General features: G+C 69.8%; 18 protein-coding genes and 3 pseudogenes. 10 read left to right on the top strand and 11 right to left on the bottom strand.

The features are described from left to right. Nucleotides 1-37: 37 nt before the first annotated feature. Nucleotides 38-1,562 (top strand): annotated as a pseudogene (locus tag BJF85_RS11040) (catalase). A 60-nt stretch (nucleotides 1,563-1,622) separates the two neighbouring features. Here the strand turns inward: BJF85_RS11040 and catC are convergent. Continuing rightward, nucleotides 1,623-1,898 carry a muconolactone Delta-isomerase gene (gene catC / locus BJF85_RS11035; RefSeq protein ID WP_075847118.1) on the bottom strand — a complete coding sequence of 92 codons (276 nt, stop codon included), beginning with the start codon at nucleotides 1,896-1,898 and terminating at the stop codon, nucleotides 1,623-1,625. 113 nt (nucleotides 1,899-2,011) lie between these two features. Between catC and BJF85_RS11030 the strand changes: the two are divergent. After that, nucleotides 2,012-2,758: pseudogene (locus tag BJF85_RS11030) on the top strand (IclR family transcriptional regulator C-terminal domain-containing protein); the annotation flags it as partial. Nucleotides 2,759-2,805: 47 nt separating this feature from the next. On the opposite strand, the gene BJF85_RS11025 reads toward BJF85_RS11030, so the two are convergent. Then, complete coding sequence (locus BJF85_RS11025; protein ID WP_075847114.1) at nucleotides 2,806-3,261, bottom strand: nitroreductase family deazaflavin-dependent oxidoreductase; 456 nt, start codon at nucleotides 3,259-3,261, stop codon at nucleotides 2,806-2,808. 154 nt (nucleotides 3,262-3,415) lie between these two features. Here BJF85_RS11025 and BJF85_RS11020 point away from each other — a divergent pair, with 154 nt between their 5' ends. Then, nucleotides 3,416-4,144 carry a TetR/AcrR family transcriptional regulator gene (locus BJF85_RS11020; protein WP_075847112.1) on the top strand — a complete coding sequence of 243 codons (729 nt, stop codon included), beginning with the start codon at nucleotides 3,416-3,418 and terminating at the stop codon, nucleotides 4,142-4,144. Here the strand turns inward: BJF85_RS11020 and BJF85_RS11015 are convergent. The 3 genes from BJF85_RS11015 to BJF85_RS11005 are packed head-to-tail and all read right to left on the bottom strand — an operon-like array spanning nucleotide 4,137 to nucleotide 6,842. Further along, nucleotides 4,137-4,739, bottom strand: coding sequence for an LUD domain-containing protein (locus BJF85_RS11015; RefSeq protein WP_075847110.1), 603 nt, complete (start codon nucleotides 4,737-4,739; stop codon nucleotides 4,137-4,139). The two genes, BJF85_RS11020 and BJF85_RS11015, sit on opposite strands and share 8 nt — an antisense overlap. After that, nucleotides 4,732-6,153, bottom strand: a complete 1,422-nt coding sequence (locus tag BJF85_RS11010; protein WP_075847108.1) for a LutB/LldF family L-lactate oxidation iron-sulfur protein — start codon at nucleotides 6,151-6,153, stop codon at nucleotides 4,732-4,734. Before BJF85_RS11010 ends, BJF85_RS11015 begins: the two co-directional genes overlap by 8 nt. Next, nucleotides 6,135-6,842 carry a (Fe-S)-binding protein gene (locus BJF85_RS11005; RefSeq protein ID WP_075847170.1) on the bottom strand — a complete coding sequence of 236 codons (708 nt, stop codon included), beginning with the start codon at nucleotides 6,840-6,842 and terminating at the stop codon, nucleotides 6,135-6,137. The genes BJF85_RS11010 and BJF85_RS11005 overlap by 19 nt, the downstream gene beginning before the upstream one ends. A 318-nt stretch (nucleotides 6,843-7,160) precedes the next feature. Between BJF85_RS11005 and BJF85_RS11000 the strand changes: the two genes are divergently transcribed. Both BJF85_RS11000 and BJF85_RS10995 read left to right on the top strand, forming a co-directional pair. Next, nucleotides 7,161-7,985 (top strand): nitroreductase/quinone reductase family protein, encoded by an 825-nt coding sequence (locus BJF85_RS11000; RefSeq protein WP_075847106.1) that lies wholly within the window; start codon nucleotides 7,161-7,163, stop codon nucleotides 7,983-7,985. Between the two features lie 366 nt (nucleotides 7,986-8,351). Beyond that, nucleotides 8,352-9,143, top strand: coding sequence for a maleylpyruvate isomerase family mycothiol-dependent enzyme (locus BJF85_RS10995; RefSeq protein ID WP_075847104.1), 792 nt, complete (start codon nucleotides 8,352-8,354; stop codon nucleotides 9,141-9,143). 195 nt (nucleotides 9,144-9,338) lie between these two features. Here the strand turns inward: BJF85_RS10995 and BJF85_RS10990 are convergent, their stop codons facing one another. Together BJF85_RS10990 and BJF85_RS29990 are read right to left on the bottom strand one after the other, a co-directional pair. Then, nucleotides 9,339-9,749 carry a VOC family protein gene (locus BJF85_RS10990; RefSeq protein ID WP_075847102.1) on the bottom strand — a complete coding sequence of 137 codons (411 nt, stop codon included), beginning with the start codon at nucleotides 9,747-9,749 and terminating at the stop codon, nucleotides 9,339-9,341. 119 nt (nucleotides 9,750-9,868) lie between these two features. Beyond that, nucleotides 9,869-9,994 carry a hypothetical protein gene (locus BJF85_RS29990; protein ID WP_255375554.1) on the bottom strand — a complete coding sequence of 42 codons (126 nt, stop codon included), beginning with the start codon at nucleotides 9,992-9,994 and terminating at the stop codon, nucleotides 9,869-9,871. Between the two features lie 46 nt (nucleotides 9,995-10,040). Here BJF85_RS29990 and BJF85_RS10985 point away from each other — a divergent pair, with 46 nt between their 5' ends. The 5 genes from BJF85_RS10985 (at nucleotide 10,041) to BJF85_RS10965 (ending at nucleotide 14,127) form a co-directional block, all read left to right on the top strand. Then, on the top strand, nucleotides 10,041-10,499 hold the full coding sequence (locus BJF85_RS10985; protein WP_075847100.1) for a GNAT family N-acetyltransferase: 459 nt from the start codon (nucleotides 10,041-10,043) through the stop codon (nucleotides 10,497-10,499). A gap of 194 nt (nucleotides 10,500-10,693) precedes the next feature. Continuing rightward, nucleotides 10,694-11,659 carry a cyclase family protein gene (locus BJF85_RS10980; protein ID WP_075847098.1) on the top strand — a complete coding sequence of 322 codons (966 nt, stop codon included), beginning with the start codon at nucleotides 10,694-10,696 and terminating at the stop codon, nucleotides 11,657-11,659. Nucleotides 11,660-11,661: 2 nt separating this feature from the next. Next, complete coding sequence (locus tag BJF85_RS10975; RefSeq protein WP_075847096.1) at nucleotides 11,662-13,311, top strand: AMP-binding protein; 1,650 nt, start codon at nucleotides 11,662-11,664, stop codon at nucleotides 13,309-13,311. A gap of 85 nt (nucleotides 13,312-13,396) precedes the next feature. Beyond that, the gene (locus tag BJF85_RS10970; protein ID WP_255375553.1) at nucleotides 13,397-13,762 is read left to right on the top strand and encodes a GatB/YqeY domain-containing protein; all 366 of its coding nucleotides are present in this window, start codon (nucleotides 13,397-13,399) and stop codon (nucleotides 13,760-13,762) included. Between the two features lie 59 nt (nucleotides 13,763-13,821). After that, nucleotides 13,822-14,127, top strand: a complete 306-nt coding sequence (locus tag BJF85_RS10965) for a GNAT family N-acetyltransferase (protein WP_075847094.1) — start codon at nucleotides 13,822-13,824, stop codon at nucleotides 14,125-14,127. 106 nt (nucleotides 14,128-14,233) lie between these two features. Here BJF85_RS10965 and BJF85_RS10960 read toward each other — a convergent pair whose 3' ends face one another. The 4 genes and pseudogenes from BJF85_RS10960 to BJF85_RS10945 all read right to left on the bottom strand — a co-directional run bounded on the left by BJF85_RS10960 (nucleotide 14,234) and on the right by BJF85_RS10945 (nucleotide 17,658). Then, nucleotides 14,234-15,199 (bottom strand): pirin family protein, encoded by a 966-nt coding sequence (locus BJF85_RS10960; protein ID WP_075847092.1) that lies wholly within the window; start codon nucleotides 15,197-15,199, stop codon nucleotides 14,234-14,236. Nucleotides 15,200-15,305: 106 nt separating this feature from the next. Then, complete coding sequence (locus BJF85_RS10955; RefSeq protein ID WP_139320577.1) at nucleotides 15,306-16,016, bottom strand: hypothetical protein; 711 nt, start codon at nucleotides 16,014-16,016, stop codon at nucleotides 15,306-15,308. 124 nt (nucleotides 16,017-16,140) lie between these two features. Then, nucleotides 16,141-16,917, bottom strand: a complete 777-nt coding sequence (locus BJF85_RS10950) for a thioesterase family protein (RefSeq protein WP_075847088.1) — start codon at nucleotides 16,915-16,917, stop codon at nucleotides 16,141-16,143. A 13-nt stretch (nucleotides 16,918-16,930) separates the two neighbouring features. Beyond that, a pseudogene (locus tag BJF85_RS10945) lies at nucleotides 16,931-17,658 on the bottom strand (ESX secretion-associated protein EspG). Nucleotides 17,659-17,933 lie beyond the last annotated feature (275 nt).

The raw sequence follows: 17,933 nt of genomic DNA, 5'->3' as shown, positions 1-17,933 counted from the left end.
GATGCGTGGGCGGCGCGCCGAGGAGGACGACGAGAACATGGCCGCACCCACCAACAAACACCCCGGCACGACAACCGATTCCGGCGCACCCGTCGAGAGCGACGAACATTCGCTCACCGTCGGCGCCGGCGGGCCGATTCTGCTCCAGGATTCGTATCTGATCGAGCAGATGGCCCAGTTCAACCGCGAACGCATTCCCGAACGGCAGCCGCATGCCAAGGGCAGCGGCGCGTACGGCCGGTTCGAGGTCACCGGCGACGTCAGCCGATACACCAAGGCCGCGCTGTTCCAGCCCGGCACGACGACGGAACTGGTCATCCGGTTCTCGACCGTCGCCGGTGAACGCGGCAGCCCCGACACGTGGCGGGACCGCGCGGGTTCGCCGTGAAGTTCTACACGTCCGAGGGCAACTACGACATGGTCGGCAACAACACGCCGGTGTTCTTCATCAAGGACCCGATGAAGTTCCAGCATTTCATCCGGTCGCAGAAACGTCGGGCCGACAACAATCTGCGCGACCACGACATGCAGTGGGATTTCTGGACGCTGTCCCCGGAATCGGCGCACCAGGTGACCTGGCTGATGGGTGACCGCGGAATCCCGCGCACGTGGCGGCACATGAACGGCTACACGTCCCACACCTACATGTGGATCAACGCCTCCGGCGAGCGGTTCTGGGTCAAGTACCACTTCAAGACCGACCAGGGCATCGAGACGTTCACCCAGCACGAGGCGGACCAGATGGCCGCGGCCGACACCGATTACCACACGCGCGACCTCTTCGAGCACATCGCGGCGGGCGACCATCCGAGTTGGACACTCTACGTGCAGGTGATGCCGTACGAGGAGGCGAAGACGTACCGGTTCAACCCGTTCGACCTGACGAAGGTGTGGCCGCACGGCGACTATCCGCTGATCGAGGTCGGCCGGATGACGCTCGACCGGAACCCGACCGACAACCACGCCGAGATCGAACAGGCCGCGTTCCAGCCGAACAACCTGGTACCGGGCATCGGCCCGAGCCCCGACCGGATGTTGTTGGCGCGACTGTTCTCCTACGCCGATGCGCACCGCGCCCGGATCGGTGTGAACTACCAGCAGATTCCGGTGAACGCGCCGACCGCGCCGACCCACTCGTACTCGAAGGACGGGGCGATGGCGTACCAGCTGACGCAGGACCCGGTGTACGCGCCGAACTCCAAGGGCGGACCGGCCGCGGACCCCGATCGGCACGCCCCGCCGTCGTGGTACGCCGACGGTGAGATCACGCGCGCCGCGTACGTCTCGCACGCCGAGGACGACGACTGGTCGCAGCCCGGCACGCTCGTCCGTGAGGTGATGGACGACGCCGCCCGCGACCGACTTGTCGACAACGTCGTCGGGCACCTGCTCAACGGCGTCACCGAACCGGTCCTGGAGCGGGCGTCGAGTACTGGCGCAACATCGATCCCGACGTCGGCAAGCGCATCGAGGACGGGGTGCGCTCGAAGCAGGACGAGAAGGATCCGAAGTCCAGGCAGCAGGCCAACCCGGCACGAACCACCATGCAGCAGAAGGCCTGACCTCTCGCTGACCTCTCGCCCGCGGGCCCGGATCGCCATGCGCGGTCCGGGCCCGGCGCGTCAGATGGCGGACGGGTGCCGCGTGAGCGCCGTGACGGTGACGTCCATATACGGGAACAGCGGCAGGTTCGACAGGATCTCGTGCAGCTCGTCGCCGGATTCGACGTCGAAGATCGACACGTTGGCATACCGGCCCACGACCCGCCACAGGTGCCGCCACGTGCCGGCCCGCTGCAGCTCCTGCGCCATGGCCTTCTCGTCGGCCTTGAGCGTCGCGGCGACGTCGGGGTGCATGTCGGTCGGCAGGTTCACGTGCATTTCCACGTGGAAGAGCATCGGAGCAAACTCCTCACCGGTCGGGAACTTGACAGCGTCGTCAGGCGCTCGCACAGTACCGAGCAGTCGGATAGCGAACAACTCATCCGCAATGCGTACACGAGGAGCTCGCGGTGCCGAAGCCTCCCGAGGACAAGGACCACGTCCAGTCGCTCGAACGCGGCCTGAGCGTGATCCTCGCGTTCGCCGACCACGGACCGCGCATGACGCTGTCGCGGACGGCGCAGGTCACGGGCCTGTCCCGGCCGACGGTGCGCCGCGTGCTGCTGACCCTCGAACGGCTCGGCTACGTCCGGTCCGACGACCGCGACTTCGCGCTCACCCCGCAGGTGCTCGCGCTCGGCCACGCGTACCTGTCGTCGCTGAACCTCACCCAGGTGGCCCAGCCGCACATGGAGCGCGTCACCGAGACCACCGGCCACACGTGTTCGCTGTCGGTGCTCGACGGCGACGACGCCGTGTTCGTCACGCGCGTGCCGTCGCGACAGGTCCTGCGGCACACGCTCACGACGGGCACGCGCCTGCCCGCCTACGCGACGTCGATGGGCCGCGTGCTGCTGGCGGGCCTGCCCGACCACGAGCTGTCGACGTACCTGGCCAAGGCCCCGTTCCCACGGCTGACCGCCCACACGCGCGTGACCGCCGACGAACTCGCCTCCGAACTGACCAACACGCGCGTGCGCGGCTGGGCGTTCGTGGACCAGGAGTTCGAGGAGGGCGTGCGCTCGCTGTCCACCCCGGTCCGCGACTCGCACGGCGCGACCATCGCGTCGCTGAGCACGTCGATCGCAGCCAGCGAGCTCGACGTCGACGAGATCCACCGGCACGTCCGCCCGGTCCTCGTCGACGCCGCCGCCGCGATCAGCACCGAGCTCGGCGCTGACCGCGTGTCAGGCGGCTGGGCTCGTCACGCGGCTGGGCTCGTCAGGCGGAAGACGGGGACTCCCGGCGCCGCGGCGAGCAGGTCGTCGTCGGGCGAGTTCTTGTCGATGCCGTCGAAGAACGCGCCGACCTCCCAGCCCCACCTGCGCAGATAGGCACGCAGGAGCGCGGGTTTGGCGCCGTCGTCCAGCTCCGTCGCGTGGAACGTCTCGACCCGGCTGCCCACGCGCAGCGTCCCCTCGCCGGCCGCGCGGAGGTTGCGCACCCACTGGGTGTGCCCGCGCGCCGCGACGAGGTAGCGCTCGCCGTCGACCGTCAGCACGTTCACCGGCACCGACCGCCACGCGCCGCTGCGGCGGCCGCGCACCGAGAGCACCCGGCTGCCCCACACGCTCAGTCCGGCCCTGGTCAACCGGGCCACGAACGCGTTGAACCACCGCGCCGCCCGGTCGGGCTCGAGGTATCGCACCTGCTCGGCCATGTCACTCTCCCCGCTCGTTCGAATCACCCTTGCGGATCATCGATCCGTTTCGAGAGCACTGCTCTCCCTTTGAGCATGCCCGACGCGTCGCCGAAATACAAGAGCGGCGCTCTCGATTTGGTGCGGCGATCACGTCGATGTCAGGATCACGGACATGCCCGCCCACCGCACCGCGCGCGAACGCGCCCGCGCCGAGCTCACCACCGCGATCAAGGACGAGGCGCGCACACAGCTCGCCGACAAGGGGGCGGCGGGCCTGTCGCTCCGCGCGGTCGCGCGGGAGTTGGAGATGGTGTCATCGGCGATCTACCGGTACTTCCCGAGCCGCGACGAGCTGCTGACCGCGCTGATCCTCGACGCGTACACGGCGCTCGGCGACGCGCTCGCCGAGGCGATCGCCGCCGTGGGAGACGGGCCGTTCGTCGAGCGGTGGCGGGCCGCGGCCCACGCACTCCGCGACTGGGCCCGCGCGCACCCGCACGAGTACGCGCTGCTGTACGGAACACCCGTACCCGGCTATCGCGCGCCCACCGACACCGTCGGCCCGGCGGGACGCATCCCCGGCGCGTTCCTGCGCATCGCCCACGAGGCCTGGCGGGCCGACGCCCTCGCGGACCCCGGCGGACCACTCCCGACGGAGACGCTGCAACCCGAGACGTTGCAACCCGAGACGTTGCAGGCGCAGACGGGCCGGGTGATCGACGTACTGGAGTTGCCCGGCATGCCGGCCGAGCTCGTGCTCGCGACGATCGATGCGTGGACGCAGCTGTTCGGCGCGGTGGCACTGGAGATCAACGGCCAGTTCGTGGGTTCGTTCGACCCGGCCGACGACTACTTCGTCCGCGCCGTCGAGCGGCAGACCCGGCTGGTGGGTCTCAGCTGACGAGCAGCACCTCGAGGGTTCGCGGCCCGTGCACACCCTCGACGCGGTCGAGCTCGATGTCGCTGGTCGCGGACGGTCCGCTGATGAACGTCAACGGCCGCTGCGGTTCCAGCGCCGCGATCGCCTCGGGGACGCTGCCCACGATCTGCTCGGCGCGCACGACGCACAGGTGATAGTCGGGCACGAGGGTCAGCATGCGCCTGCCCTGCGCGGCGCCCGCGTCGAGCACGATCGTGCCCGTCTCCGCGATCGCGAGCGCACACCCCGTGAGCACGCCGTCCGCGCTGTCCAGTTCGGACAGCCCCAGCCGCGGGTCGTCGGGCGCCCAGTCGACGCCGGGGACCCGCCACGCGCCGGGCACGTCGGCGGGCACGACGATCCGGCCGCGCGCGTCGAGCCGCTCGCCGATGCGGTACGGCAGTTCGCGGGCACCGACCCGGTGCACGTGGGCGCGGTAGTCGGTGATGCGTTCGTCGAACAAGGCCACGACGTCGGCGTAGCCGCGGTCGTGGTCGTAATCGCGCGGCACGTCGGGTGTCGCCGGTCGCGGGACACCACGAATCCGGCCGAGGATCTCCTCGCGCGCGTCAGCCACGGTTCCGCCTCCACCACGCCCGGAACGACTCCTTCGGCACCGCCGGCGCGTCACGGGTGTCGGTCCACTTCGAGCCCGGCCACGGCAGCGACGACAGCGTGCCGTCCCGCGCGACGAACCGGCTCAGCGAACCGGCCTTCTGCGCCGCCTCGTAGCGTTTCCGATCGCGGAACACCCACGCGGCGGCCGACATGGCCAGCGCCTCGCCGGTGCGCTTCCCCTTGGCCTCCACGACCTCCGCCCGTAGGTGGGTCAGCACCTCGGGGATGTTGATCCGAACAGGACAGACCTCGTAGCACGCCCCGCACAGCGACGAGGCGTACGGAAGCGACGCCGCCTGCGGATCGGTCAGGTCGCCGGACAGCTGCGGCGCGAGAATCGCGCCGATCGGCCCCGGGTACACCGATCCGTACGCCTGACCGCCCGTACGCTCGTACACCGGGCACACGTTCAGGCACGCCGAACAGCGGATGCACCGCAGCGCCTGCCGGCCCACCTCGTCGGCGAGGGTCTGCGTGCGGCCGTTGTCGAGCAGCACGAGGTGGAACTTCTGCGGGCCGTCGCCGGGCGTCACGCCGGACCAGATCGACGTGTACGGGTTCATCCGCTCGGCCGTCGACGAGCGCGGCAGCAACTGCAGGAACACCTCGAGGTCCCGCCAGCTGGGCAGCACCTTCTCGACGCCCATCACCGTGATCAGGGTTTCCGGCAGGGTCAGGCACATCCGGCCGTTGCCCTCGGACTCGACGACCACGACGGAGCCGGTGTCGGCGATGCCGAAGTTCGCCCCGGAGATCGCGACCTTGGCGGACAGGAACTTCCGGCGCAGGTAGCGACGCGCGGCCTCGGCGAGCGCGCGCGGTTCGTCGGACTCCGGCGGCTCGGGCATCGACGCGAAGATCTCCTTGATCTCCGCCCGGTTCCGGTGGATCGCGGGCACGAGGATGTGCGAGGGCCGGTCCTCGCCGAGCTGCACGATCACCTCGGCGAGGTCCGTCTCGATCGCGTGCACGCCGCCCTCGGCGAGCGCCTCGTTGAGGCCGATCTCGGCCGTCGCCATGGACTTGACCTTCACGACCTCGTCGGCGCTCTCCTGGCGGGCGAGGTCGAGCACGATCCGGTTGGCCTCGTCGGCGTCGCGCGCCCAGTGGACGACCCCGCCGCGTTCGGTCACCGCCGCCTCGAGCTGTTCGAGGTAGGTGTCCAAGTTGGACAGGACGTCGTCCTTGACCGCCTCACCGGCCAGGCGGAGCCGTTCCCAGTCGTCGAGTTCGGCCACGACCCCGGCGCGTTTGGTGCGGATCGTCGTCGTGGCCTTGCGCAGGTTGCCGCGCAGTTGCGTGTCGGAGAGCGCGGTGCGCGCGGCGTCCGGGAACGTCGGACTGCCCAGCCACGTCACGGGGTTTCGGCCCACGGCTCCTCCTCCGTACTCGCCAGGATCTCGGCCAGGTGCACCGCGCGCACGCCCGTGCGCAGGCGCGACAGACCGCCGCCGATGTGCATGAGACACGAGTTGTCGCCCGCGCTCACGACCTCCGCACCGGTGTCCTGCACATGGCGCATCTTGTCGGCCAGCATCGCGGTGGACGTCTCGGCGTTCTTCAACGCGAACGTGCCGCCGAAGCCGCAACACTGCTCGGCCTGCGGCAGCTCGCGCAGGTCCAGACCTGCGACGCCGCGCAGCAGCCGCAACGGCTTGTCGCCGACGCCGAGCATCCGCAGCGAGTGGCACGTCGGGTGGTAGGTGACGCGGTGGGGGAAGTAGGCACCGACGTCGGTCACGCCGAGGACGTCGACGAGGAACTCGCTGAGCTCGTAGGTGCGCCCAACGGCTGGACTATCCGCGTCGTGGAGATCGGGGTGGATCTCGCGGACCATGCCCGCGCACGAGCCCGACGGGGTGACCACGTAGTCGTAGCCGTCGAACACCGACGCGTACGCCTCGGCCAGGGGACGGGCGTGCTCGCGGTAGCCGGTGTTGAAGTGCATCTGCCCGCAGCACGTCTGGTCGAGCGGGAAGTCGACGTCGCAGCCGAGCCGTTCGAGCAGCCGGACGAGGGCCTTGCCGGTGTTCGGGTACAACGTGTCGGTCAGGCACGTCATGAACAGCGCCACGCTGGGGTTCCCGGTACGGGGCTCGTCGGCACCCGCCGCCACATGTCCGTCCTCAGTGGACTCCCGCGTGTCGTGTCCGTTCACCACGACCCCGAGCTTACGGCCGCGGACGCTTCTACGCGAGGATTGCGGACCGGGTCACCGAGGGCTACCGTCGAGGGCGTGACTACCGGGTCGGCCGCGTTGCGCGGCCATTCACGAGATCGGTTCCCGGTCACCACGTGACCGTGCGGCGGGCCAGGAGCCCGCCGATTCGCACTGCATTTCAGCTGGTCGGAACAACACCTTCTGGAGAAAGCAGTGCGGATGAACGAATTCAACAACTGGGTCATCGAGCAGTTTCGCGCGAACGGCGGCCGTGTCGACGGCCCGTTCGAGGGTGCGCGACTGCTCCTGCTCACCACGACCGGCGCTCGGAGCGGGCGCCGACACACCACGCCGCTCGGCTACCTGCCGGACGGCGAACGCGTCCTGGTCATCGGATCGGCGGGCGGGGCGGACTTCCATCCGGCGTGGTTCCACAACGTGCGGGCGGATCCGCGGGTCACGGTGGAGGACGGGGCGTTCACCTACGAGGCCGATGCCGTCGTGCTCGACCGGGCCGAGCGGGACGCCGTGTTCGCGCGCGCCGTGGCGGCCGAACCCGGATGGGACGAGTACCAACGGGCGACGTCGCGGATCCTCCCGGTCGTCGCACTCGTCCCGGCGGGCCCACCGGGCGCTGATTCGGCACCCGGCTCGGTGGCCGACATGCTGGTGCGGGTACACGCCGCGTTCCGCACCGAATTGCGGCGCCTCCGGTCGGAGCTGTCGGGGTCGGGGACGACGTTGGGGGCGCAGCTGCGGATCAACTGCCTCACGCTGTGCCAGGGTCTGCACAACCACCACGTCGGCGAGGACGCCGGACTGTTCGCGGCGATCATCGACCGCCACCCCGAGGCGTCCGACGTCGTCGCCAGGCTGACGGCCGAACACGAACGGATCGCGGAGACCGTCGAACAGCTCCGCCTGGCGGCCCGGGCCGAGTCCCGGGACCTCGCGCGCGCCGAGATCGACCGGCTCACCGCGGAGTTGGAGCAGCACCTCGACGACGAGGAGGAATGGCTCCTACCCCTCCTGCGCACCTGGTGACCCGAACCGCCGACACAGCAACGGGAGAGAAGAGGGGCGCCGGCCCTCGCTGGGGGTCCAAGGGCCGGCGCGGCGAACCCCCTGGGGGAGAGGAGGGTTCGTACTCAGAGGGAAGGGCTGCCCGGTTCGTCAATGACGCGCGACGTTCGAACTCACCCGCATGGGGGATGACGAGCGGTCGATATGCCCGAATCGACGGGCGCGGAGCCTGTCGATTTCCGTTCTGCCCGGTTCGTCCACACCGGACAACGGTGTTGGCGGAACTGTCCGACACACGGCCGTCGAAGCTGCGCACGGCGTGGCCGGCCCGTGCGCGGCGGGTTACGGTTTCGGCGAGCCGACGCCGTCCCCTGCCGGAGCCGCCGCATGTTCGAAGCCACCGTCGAGCCGACGCCCGACGCGGCGCGGGAAGCGGCCGACCAGCTCCTCGAGCTCGTGCTGTCGACCGTCGACCCCACGGTGCCCGTGCCGGCCACGCCGCCGTGGTCGATCACCGACGTCTTCGGGCACGTGGCGATGGAACCGGTGCGCTACCGCGACCTCGCCCTCGGCCGCGGGACGTGGCCGAAACGCGCCGCCGACCTGCCGGAGTTCAACGCCGACCAGGTCGCGGCGCTGCCGACACGGGACCTCCGCGAGCTCGCCGGAATCCTCCAGGCGGGCCTCGAGGACTTCCTCGCCACGATCGAGGCGCTGGGGCCGGACGCGCAGATGATGTTCGACGGCGATCAGCGGATCAGGGTCGACCGGGCGCTCGGCACGCTGATCGGCGAGTTGCTCGTGCACGGCCACGACATCGCGCGCGCCCGCGGGCGACGGTGGCGGATCGACCGCGAACACGTGCCGATGGTGCTCACCGGGATGCACCAGATCATGCCCGGCTGGGTCGACCCGGCCGGGGCATCGGGGCACACCGCGACGTATCACGTGCGGCTGCGGCGCGGGCCGATGCAGATCTATCGGTTCCGCGACGGTGCACTGACGATCGGCTCGAGCGGACGACCCGACGTGCGGATCTCCGCCGACCCCGCCACCTGGCTGCTGCTCGTGTACGGCCGCGCGAGTCCCACGCGCGCCGCACTCACCGGCCGGGTCATCGCCACGGGCCGCCGCCCCTGGCTCGCCCCAACCCTCCCCACCCGCTTCCTCCCGCCCTAACCGCCGTGTCAGCAGTTGGCGTCACCGTGTCAGCACCCCACGTCGCCGTGTCAGCGTCCCACGACGCCGTGTTGGCAACCCGCGTCACCGTGTCAGCACTTCACGGCGCCGTGTTGGCAGCTCGCGTCGCCGTGTTGCGCGCCCACGATCGAGGCGTGCGTTCGTGCGCGCGAGGCGGCAGGTGCGGTTCACAATTCAGGCGCCGCCGGCGACCAGCTCGATCTCGAATCCCGCACTGTTCTCGAGAAACGCGGCGTAATGCGCGACGCCGCCCGCGTAGGGATGCCGGTCGGCGAACATCAACCGCCAGCCGTGGGCCGGGGCGTCCGCGGTCAACCGATCGACGTCCTCGCGCGAGCCGGCCCAGAACGCGACGTGGTTGAGTCCCGCGCGCATGCGGTCGTGCCCTCCGGGGCGCCGGTCCGGTCCGGCCTCGAGCACGACGTAGCCGGAGGTCGGATGCCGCCAGGTCTGACCGCCGGGCCACCGGTCGGTGCAGTGGTAGCCGAGCTCGCCGAGGAGCCAGCCCCATTCCCATTCGGCGACGTCGAGGTCGTCGACCCACAGCTCCAGATGGTGCAGCGCCCCGCGAGCCCCGGATTCCATGCTCAACCCCAATCGCCGTGTCAGCACCCCACGTCGCCGTGTCAGCGTCCCACGACGCCGTGTTGGCAACCCGCGTCACCGTGTCAGCGTTCTCCGCCGTGTCAGCGTTCTCCGCCGTGTCAGCATTCTGCGTCGCCGTGTTGGCAGCTCACGATCAGCCGAAAACTGACGTCGAGTTCGGCCTGCTCGAGCAGGTCGGCGTGCCGGTTGCGCCAGGCGCCGGATTCGAGGTCATGCCTGGTCACATCAACAGCCTCCCTCGCCGGGGCCGGCGCCGCGACAATGGTGGGCATGGACGAGATTGCGATTCGCGCGGCGCGGGACGACGAGGTGACCCTACTGGCCGACATGCGCTGGCGGTGGGTGATCGACCGCGGTGACCAGCCCGCCGTCGGGCGCGACGCGTTCGTGGCCGCGTTCGTCGCGTGGGCCCGCGAGCACTCCGCCGCCCACCACCCGCTGGTCATGCTGCACGGCGACGACGTCATCGGCATGGCCTGGTTGGCCGTCCAGCCGCGGGTTCCGTCGCCGCTGTCGACGACACGCGCCGTCGGCGACCTGCAATGCGTCTACGTCGTGCCCGAGTATCGATCATCCGGCTACGGCGACCGGATGATCGCCGCCGCCCTCGACCTCGCGCGAGAACTGCAACTCGAATGGGTCACGGTGCATTCGAGTGAACGCGCCGTCCCCGCTTACGAACGCCGCGGATTCGGCATACCGGAGCGCCTGCTCCAGACAAAGCTCTGACGCGAATTGTCAACACGGCGACGCCGAATGCTGACACGGCGACGCGGGATGCTGACACGGCCGCGCCCAACGCCCACACGGTGACGCCTTATCGGCGGTTGACAACACCGCACATGATCACGGCTCCTTGACACGCGTTCCCGGGCCCACGCAGTATCGGCGCACGGAGCCGCCGGCAGCAAAGGAGCTGACCGATGACCGAATCGCCTGCCATGCGGGAACTTCTGGGCGACGACACACCGACAAATTGGGGCAAGTGGGGGCCGGACGACGAGGTCGGCTGCCTCAACTATCTCGACGCAGGCGAGGTGCTGCGGGGAATCCGCCACGTCAAGACCGGCGAGGTTTTCACCCTGCAGACCCAGATGGGACATCCGAAGGGCGATCCGGTTTTCCCCGGACGACAGAGCATCGAGCGTGAGAACATTCTCGATGAATCGACCTGGCATCCCGACAACCCCGACGCACCCGATTTCCCGGGCGGACTGCATTACGCCGACGACGTGGCGAAGATCTTCCTCCAGGGGTCGTCGCAGTACGACGCGCTCGGCCACGTCTGGTACGACGGCAAGATCTGGAACGGCTACGACGCCGAGACCACGATCGGCGGACTCGACAAGGCATCGGTGCTGCCCATCGCCGAGAAGGGCGTGGTCGGTCGCGGCGTGCTCATCGACATGGCGCGGTATCGGGGCAAGGACAACCTCGACAAGGGCGAGACGTTCGACCACAACGACCTGCTCGCCGCCGCGGCCGCGCAGGGCGTGACGATCGAGAAACACGACATTCTCGTGATTCGCACCGGTCACATCGGTTACTGGTACCGAACGACGCCGGAGGAGTTCTACGACGACTTCAACGAACCCGGTCTGACGTACTCCCGCGAACTCGTGGAATGGTTCCGGGACACGGAGATTCCGAATCTCGTCACCGACACGATCGCCAACGAGGTGACGAAGGAACCCGAAACGGGAGTCGCGCTTCCGCTGCACTGCGCGTTGATGCGCAATCTCGGCGTGACGCTGAGCGAGGTGATCTGGCTCGACGACCTCGCCGAGGCGTGCGCCCGCGACGGTCGGTGGACGTTCCTGTACGCGGCCGCACCGCTGAAAGTGGTTCAGGGAACGGGTTCCCCGGTCAACCCGATCGCGATCCGCTGACCATGAGCGCCTACGACGACAAACCCTGGCTCGCGCTGTACGAGCCGGGCACGCCGCACAGCATCACGCCGGAGTTCGACAACGTCGTGGACATGTTCGCCGCCACGGCCGCGGCGCGCCCGGACGCCGATGCGATCCGCTACTTCGACGGCCGCATCACCGCGCGTGAGCTGGCGGAACTGTCCGACGCGTTCGCCGCGGGCCTGCTCGACCGCGGTTTCCGCCGCGGCGACCGCGTCGCGATCTACGCCCAGAATGTGCCGCAGTTCGTGATCGCCCAGCTCGCGACGTGGAAGGCCGGCGGCATCGCGGTGTCGGTCAACCCGATGAACCGGGGGCGCGAACTCGAGCTGATCCTGCGTGATTCGGGCGCAACCGTGTTGGTGTGCCTGGAGAATCTGTACCGGGACGTCGCGGCGGACGTCGTCCCGCGCACAGACGTCCACACGGTCGTCACGACGTCGGAACTCGAGCACCAGACGCGGTGCGATCCGCGGTTGTTCGCCGGTGTCGAGCGGATCGAGTTCGCGGACACGGTCGATCTGGCGACGCTCATCGACGAGTTCCGCGGTACGCGCCCGCCCACGGTGTCGCTCGCGCCGGACGCCGTCGCGTTGCTGACGTACACGTCCGGCACCACCGGTCCACCGAAGGGCGCGATGAACACGCATCGCAACGTGGTGTTCAACGCGCAGACGTTCCGCGACTGGATCCACATCGACCACGACGACGTGTTGCTCGGTGCGGCGCCGCTGTTCCACATCACCGGGCTGATCGCGCACGTCGCGTTGTCGCTGCTCACGGGTTCGCCGCTGGTGCTGATGTACCGGTTCGACCCGGAGGTGACGATCGAGACGATCCGCGACGAGCGGGTGACGTTCGCGGGCGGTTCGATCACGGTGTTCATCGCGCTGATGAACGCGCCGAACGCGGAGAAGTCGGCGTTGGCGAGCCTCGAACGCGTGTACTCCGGCGGTGCGCCGATCCCGCCGAGCACGGTGCGCGCGTTCCAGGACGTGTTCGGCCACTACATCCACAACATCTACGGGTTGACGGAGACGACGTCGCCGTCGCACGCCGTGCCGCCGGGCGCCGACGCCCCGGTGGACCCGACGTCGGGCGCCCTGTCGGTGGGTGTTCCGGTGTTCGACACGGTGGTGCGTGTCGTGGGCGACGACGGGCGCGAGCTGCCGCCCGGCGAGGTCGGCGAGCTGGTCACGTCCGGTCCGGAGGTCGTGCCGGGGTACTGGAACAAGCCCGACGAGACGGCGAAGGCGTTGCCCGGCGGCGCGTTGCACACCGGCGACGTCGGCTACATGGACACCGACGGCTGGTTCTACCTGGTCGACCGCAAGAAGGACCAGATCAACGCGGGCGGGTACAAGGTGTGGCCGCGCGAGGTCGAGGACGTGCTGTACGAACACGACGCCGTGCGCGAGGCGGCCGTGGTCGGCGTGCCCGACGCGTACCGCGGCGAGACCGTGAAGGCGTTCGTCAGCCTGCGCCCTGGCCGGTCTGCGGACCCGGATGAGCTGATCGGGTTCTGCAAGGAGCGCATGGCGGCCTACAAGTATCCGCGGCAGGTCGAGATCCGCGACGAACTGCCGAAGACCGTCACCGGCAAGCTGCTGCGGCGCGAACTGCGCGAGTGAGCCGAGGTCGGGACGGGGCCGCCGGGTCCGTGCAGGCGGTGAAAATCGGAGGCGGCTGGTTGTCCGGCATTGTTACGTTGCGCTGGTGACCGAGACGACGGAGCTGCGCACCGCCATGCGAGCGGCGTTGAAGGATGCCATGAAGGCGCGGGACAAGGGTGCCATGGCCGCGTTGCGCTCGGCCCTCGGCGCCATCGACAACGCCGAGGCGGTGCAGGCGGAAGCGGCTCCGGATACGGCGTCGGAGAACGTCGCCGGCGCCGTGGCCGGCGTGGGCACGGCCGACGTGACGCGGCGGGAGCTCACGGCCGGCGACATGGCCGACATCGTGCGCGGGGCCGTCGACGAACGGCAGGCGACCGCGGCGGAGTACGACGAGCTCGGACAACGCGAGGCCGCCGACGCCATGCGGTACGAGGCGACGGTCCTGGCCCGCTTCGTCGACAGCTGACGGCCGCGCCCGGCGTGTGACGGGCGGCCGAACCGGACACGCGCACGTAGGGTGTCGACATGACGACCAGCGTGACCGACAACCCCGACGAGCAGCGGTTCGAGATCCACGTCGACGGCGTCCGCGCGGGCTTCGCCGAGTACCGGCGGCGTGACGACGTCATCGCGTTCACCCACACGGAGATCGATCCGGAGTACGCGGGCCAGGGCCTCGCGGGCAAGCTGATCCGCGGCGCGCTCGACGACGCACGGTCGGCCGGTCTCGCCGTGCACCCGCACTGCCCCTTCGTGCGCGGGTTCATCGTGAAGAACGCCGACTACCTCGACCTCGTCCCCGAGAACCAGCGCGCCCGCTTCGAACTCTGACCCCGAAGGCGCAACACGCCGACGCCAAGTGCCAACACAGTGACGCCAGATGCTGACACGCCCGCGCAGGGTGCTGACACGGCGACGCCAGGTGCTGACACGGCGGTCAGGTTCTGGGGCGGAGGCGGACGTTGGGGAGTTCGGGGGCGGGGATGGTCTTGCCCTCCCACTCCTGGGGGAAGGCGCCGAAGCGGGCGGGCGGGCCACCTGCGCGCGCTGCCTCCCATTCGGCGCGGAACCCGGCGACCTCGTCGTGGGAGCGGCCGACGAAGTTCCACCACATGACGACCTGTTCGCCGAGCGGTTCGCCGCCGAGCAGCAGCACGCGCGCGTCGGTGTGGGCGTGCAGCGTGAGTTCGGTGGCTCCGACGGGCCGGTGGACGAGCTGTCCGTCGGTGGCGGTGACGGCGGACGTCTCGACGGTGCCCTGGTCGACGAGCACGCCGTGTTCGTGGGCCGGGTCGACGTCGAGCCGTAGTTCGAGGCCGGCGGGCAGGGTGAGTTCTGCGCCGAGCAGCGGTGTGTACGTGTGCACGGGTGAGGTGTGCCCGGCGAGGCTGCCGAGGAACACGCGCAGTTGCGCGCCGTCGACGTCGGCGACCTCGGGTACGTAGTGCTCGAACCCGGGTGCGGTGAAGCGGTCGGATTCGGGGAGCGCGACCCACAGTTGCACGCCGTGCAGCGACGTCGTGGCCTCGGTGGAGTACTCGGAGTGGGCGATGCCGCTGCCCGCGGTCATCAGGTTGACCTCGCCGGGCCGGACGTAGGCGTGCGCGCCCGTGGTGTCGCGGTGTTCGACCTCGCCGCTGAACAGCCACGACACGGTCTGCAGCCCGGTGTGCGGGTGTCCGGCGACGCGCATGCCGCCGGTGTCGGACACGTCGTCGGGGCCGTAGTGGTCGACGAAGCACCAGGCGCCGATGAGCGACTGGGCGCGTTGCGGCAGGGTGCGTCGCACGGTCATCGCGCGCGGGCCGCCGAGCGGCACGTCCCGCGGTTCGAGCAGCCTGCCGCGGTCGTTCGGCTCCGCGGTGCAGGTCAGTTCCTCGGGCGTGGTTTCGAGGTTGCTCACGGCGGCCTCCGATGACTCCGATGCGTGATCACGACGTCGGAGTCCACGATGCCGCACGGCGAGCGACATCGCGAGCCACGGGGCGTCCCGTGCGGCGCGATGTCGCTCACCCGTGGAGACGGATCAGGCCGGGTCGCAGGAGCGCGGGTCGCCTGCAGGCCGGGTGCGTCCTCGTCGAGCCCGTGGAACGCTTCCTGTCCGGTGTGGACGAACGTGGTGCCGTGGACGGCGTACGTGGTGCGGACGCGTCGTAGGTGCCGTCGTCGCCGCGTTCGGCCTGCACGACGCGGAACGTGGAGTCGTCGGCGCCGGGTCCGTGGCAGCCGTAGGACACGCGCATGGTCGCGCCGCCACCGTCGTGGAACGTGAACGGCGTGCCGTCGGTGCCGGTGAGTTGCACGAAGCCCTGTTCGGGCACGTAGGTGAATGCGGTGAAGGTGATCGTGTTCGCGCCGGATTCGGTGGCGGTGACGATCTCCGCCTTGCCGTCCCGGTTCAGGTCGGCCGGCCGCGGTTCGATGGCGTACCGGGCCGTGGAATCCGCGGGATACGCCGATTCCACATAGGAATGATCGGCGAACCGTGCGGACACGACGTGTTCGCCGCTCGTGTCGTCGCCGCCGGCGCGGACGGTGACGAGTTCGGGTCCGCCGTCGCCGCTGATGTCGGCGGTGGTGGACGCGGACGGCGGTACCGGTTCGTCCGAACCGGTGGCCGGTGCGGCCGCTGCGGCCGGCGCGGAAATCGCACCGGCGCCCAACATTGCTGCCATCGTCACGCCGATGGCGGTGTTCCTGTTCTTGCTGACGGTGTTCATCGCAGCCCCCTCGCGATGTCCGAACCGCGTGCCTGTCACGCGGGCTTCGGTGTCAGGACGGGACGAACACCGCGGGGGGTTGCACGTGATTAACCCACACCTACACCGGATTTCGGCGATCGCCTCACAGCGGCCGGACGGTGAGGATCTGCTGGGCGTGGCCTACCTGGCCGCGGATGTCGTGCAGCACGCTGCTGGTGATGCCGCGTCCGTCGGGGCCGAAGGTGACGGTGGTGTCGAGGCCGGTCCAGCCGATCTCGGGGGTGCGGTGCAGGTGGATGGTGAGGTCGACGTTGGGGAACATCCACTCGGTGGGCGGGCGGCGCACGGCGATGCCGTTCGCGGCGTCCGTGTGGGTGACGAACGCGGCGACGGGTCCGACGTCCTCGCCCTGGACGAGGTTCACCTTCGACGAGATCCAGGCTGCGGTGCGGCCGGGTTGTGGTGGCGCGCAGGGACGGGTGTCGAGGGAGGCGATGTAGCCGCCGGGCCACAGGTCGCTGCCGGACCAGCGGTCGAGGTGGTCGGGCGGGGTGAGTGGTGGGAGTTCGCCGCCTTCGACGGTGGTGGTGTCGCCGAGGGTGAGCAGCCAGGCGCGGGCGCGGACGGCGGGGCGTCCGGCGATGACGGCGACGGCTTCGACGAGTTCGATGGTGCGGCCGGGGCGGATGACGTCGACCTGGATGTCGCACGTGTCGAGGGCGAGGGTGCCGAGGATGTCGAAGCTGAGGCGGGACACGACGAGGTCGCTGCCGCGTGCTTTGCGGTCGAGGTCGATGGCGTGGGTGATGAGGCCGCCGAGTGGGCTGAAGTGTTGTTCGGCGGGGTTCCACGCGCCGCTGGTGTGCGGGGTGGGTTTGTAGCGTGCCTCGTCGATCCGCTGGTAGTAGCTCTCGGTCACCGGTCTCCCTTCGTCACAGCGACTGCCACGCGGCGGCGAACGTCTGCGTCAGGTTGGCGGGGCTGCCGGGCAGGCAGCGGATCTCGCCGCGGGGGTCGGTGAAGGTGACGATACGGCCGTGGCCGCGGATGTCCAGGACGGTGAACGGTGCACTCCGGAAGCGGCCGTCGACGATGGCGCCTGCCCGGATGGCGTGGACGCCGAGCCGTGGGGCTTTCATGAGTTGGTCGAGTTGCTGTTCGGGTGCGGGGCGGGCGGCGAACATGTCGTGGTTGTCGCGCCGCTGGTCGTAGGCGGCTTGGGGCACGCGCAGTTCGGGGATGGTTGCGGGGCCGAAGTCGGGTAGTTCGGTGAGGAAGTCGTCGACGAACGTGTCGGGGTTGCAGCCGACGATGCGCACGATGTCGCCGCGCACGTGGACGGCGACGCTTCGCCACCGGCGGCGGCGACGGCGAACTGCCGGTTGCCGCCGGGGATTTCGGTGCGGCAGTACAGTTCACGGTTCGGTTGGGACAGCACGCGCAGCGCGACGCGGAGTTCGCGGGTGGGCATGTCGCCGTGGGCGACGCCCTGGTCCTGCAGCAGGCGGAAGAGTTCGGCGGCGTACTCGCCGGTTTCCTCCTGCGGGATGTACAGGTCGCGGGCGCCGAGGACCTGTGGGGCTTGGCCGAGGCCTTCGAGTTCCCACAGGTACAGCAGCAGTCCGCGCGGGATCTTGACCGCGCGGTCGAGTACCGCCATGGCGGGTTACTCGCCGATGGTCGGGGGAGTGACGACGCGACCGGTGGTGGGGTCGCGCAGCACTTCACCGTTCTCGGTCAGGGCGAACACCTCGTCGGTGTCGACCATGTATTTGCGCTGGTGGTCCTCGTCGCCGCCGCCTTGGCCGCCGCGGCTGCGCCGCCGCCACCCATGGTGGGTCGCGCAGCACTTCACCGTTCTCGGTCAGGGCGAACACCTCGTCGGTGTCGACCATGTATTTGCGCTGGTGGTCCTCGTCGCCGCCGCCTTGGCCG

This window comes from Saccharomonospora sp. CUA-673 (assembly GCF_001942305.1).
Lineage (GTDB): Bacteria > Actinomycetota > Actinomycetes > Mycobacteriales > Pseudonocardiaceae > Prauserella.
The sequence above is the reverse complement of the archived record's forward strand: the minus strand, read 5'-3'. Positions and strand labels throughout refer to the sequence as shown.

Excerpts from the sequence above, each read along its gene's own strand:
- catC (WP_075847118.1), bottom strand. The coding sequence starts at position 1,898 with ATGCTCTTCCACGTGGAAATGCACGTGAACCTGCCGACCGACATGCAC.
- BJF85_RS11025 (WP_075847114.1), bottom strand. The coding sequence starts at position 3,261 with ATGGCCGAGCAGGTGCGATACCTCGAGCCCGACCGGGCGGCGCGGTGG.
- BJF85_RS11020 (WP_075847112.1), top strand. The coding sequence starts at position 3,416 with ATGCCCGCCCACCGCACCGCGCGCGAACGCGCCCGCGCCGAGCTCACC.
- BJF85_RS11005 (WP_075847170.1), bottom strand. The coding sequence starts at position 6,842 with ATGACGTGCCTGACCGACACGTTGTACCCGAACACCGGCAAGGCCCTC.
- BJF85_RS11000 (WP_075847106.1), top strand. The coding sequence starts at position 7,161 with ATGAACGAATTCAACAACTGGGTCATCGAGCAGTTTCGCGCGAACGGC.
- BJF85_RS10995 (WP_075847104.1), top strand. The coding sequence starts at position 8,352 with ATGTTCGAAGCCACCGTCGAGCCGACGCCCGACGCGGCGCGGGAAGCG.
- BJF85_RS10990 (WP_075847102.1), bottom strand. The coding sequence starts at position 9,749 with ATGGAATCCGGGGCTCGCGGGGCGCTGCACCATCTGGAGCTGTGGGTC.
- BJF85_RS10985 (WP_075847100.1), top strand. The coding sequence starts at position 10,041 with ATGGACGAGATTGCGATTCGCGCGGCGCGGGACGACGAGGTGACCCTA.
- BJF85_RS10980 (WP_075847098.1), top strand. The coding sequence starts at position 10,694 with ATGACCGAATCGCCTGCCATGCGGGAACTTCTGGGCGACGACACACCG.
- BJF85_RS10975 (WP_075847096.1), top strand. The coding sequence starts at position 11,662 with ATGAGCGCCTACGACGACAAACCCTGGCTCGCGCTGTACGAGCCGGGC.
- BJF85_RS10965 (WP_075847094.1), top strand. The coding sequence starts at position 13,822 with ATGACGACCAGCGTGACCGACAACCCCGACGAGCAGCGGTTCGAGATC.
- BJF85_RS10955 (WP_139320577.1), bottom strand. The coding sequence starts at position 16,016 with ATGAACACCGTCAGCAAGAACAGGAACACCGCCATCGGCGTGACGATG.